Here is a 1,384-nt window from a genome sequence, read left to right as displayed (position 1 = left end):
ATTAAATTTCAACAAAAACATTTTAGTATCGCATACGGGTGGTCAATTATCTTCCGATGGCGGGCTAACATTGTGTGTAGAGCTGATGGCAAAATTCCAGTTCACCATCTTGGCCGACAAACTATTGAGGTTCAATGACCAGCGACGATATTGTCAACACAGTAATTCTAGTATCTTAAAACAGTTAATTCTTCAGATTATTGCTGGTTATAGCGCAGATTCTGCGGCAACTTTTTTAGAAAAAGAACCGCTTTTTAAATTATTATTGGATAAACCGTCTTTGGCTTCACAAGCAACAATATCACGTTTTTGGCAACGCTTTGATAAAGATAGTGTTAGCACATTACAGACTTTAAATGAGGCTTTGATCGACCGTGTTCGACTATTAACCAACCAGACAGCCACGATTATTGATATCGATTCGACTCACTCAGACACTTATGGCAAACAGGAAGCCACTAACTACAACGCACATTATGGTACTGAAGGATATCATCCATTACTGGCAACTGATCAAGATGGTAACTTATTGAAAGCTGTCTTGCGTCCTGGAAATGCCTACACCAGCAAAGATGTAAAAGCTTTTTTAACACCACTATTAAAGCATTATCAAACTCAGCTGCCCACGACTGACATTCTGGTTCGTGGTGATAGTGGCTTCGCCACGCCAGAAGTTTACGATGTCTGTGAAGCCAAAGATGTGTTTTACATTATTCGACTCAAACGCAATCGAAAATTACAGAATCTAGCTGAAAAGTTCGTCAAGATCAGTGATCAAACCCAGTGGCAAGAGGAAGAGACTCATTACTACTCTGAAATCTATCAATCAGCATCGTGGCCTAAGCCACGGCAGATTTATATTAAATCAACTCGAGTAGCTGGTGAACTGATCTTTTCACATGAATTTATCGTCACTAATCTGACTAATTTAACGGCTGAAACTGCCTTCGAACTGTATCACAAACGCGGCCAAATGGAAAATTACATCAAAGAAGCTAAAACAGGTTTCTTTTTCGATAAGACTGATAGTTCAACGTTTAATGCCAATGCTGCTCGGATGATGGTTAGTGTACTGGCTTACAATATTGTCAACTTTTTAAAGCAGCTAACACTGACAAAACATGATTCCGGCTTGTGCGTTAGCACATTGCGGATCCGTTTATTCAAAGTTGCGGCACGTGTTGTGCATACTGGCCGACGCATTCAGTTGCGGCTGAGCTCGTATCATGTTTACCATCGGCTGTTCTACCAGGCTCTACAGCGTATCCAGGCTATTGAATAACCGGCAAAATTAAAAAAATCTGTACAACCAAGGGACAAGTGTATCCAAAAGTTCAAAGCAATTCTGAGTTAGTTGAAAGATCTCACTAGCTAGAACTGATAA

1 protein-coding gene is annotated in these 1,384 nt (G+C 40.2%); it reads left to right on the top strand.

Going from position 1 to position 1,384, the window contains the following annotated elements:
* Positions 1-1,282 (top strand): IS1380 family transposase (locus tag FFM78_RS13620; RefSeq protein ID WP_137638912.1); only part of this gene is annotated, 1,282 nt, incomplete at its 5' end.
* Between the last annotated feature and the right edge of the window lie 102 nt (positions 1,283-1,384).

This window comes from Loigolactobacillus binensis (assembly GCF_005405165.1).
Lineage (GTDB): Bacteria > Bacillota > Bacilli > Lactobacillales > Lactobacillaceae > Loigolactobacillus > Loigolactobacillus binensis.
Note: the sequence above shows the minus strand (reverse complement) of the source record. Positions and strands in the feature narration are given on the sequence as shown.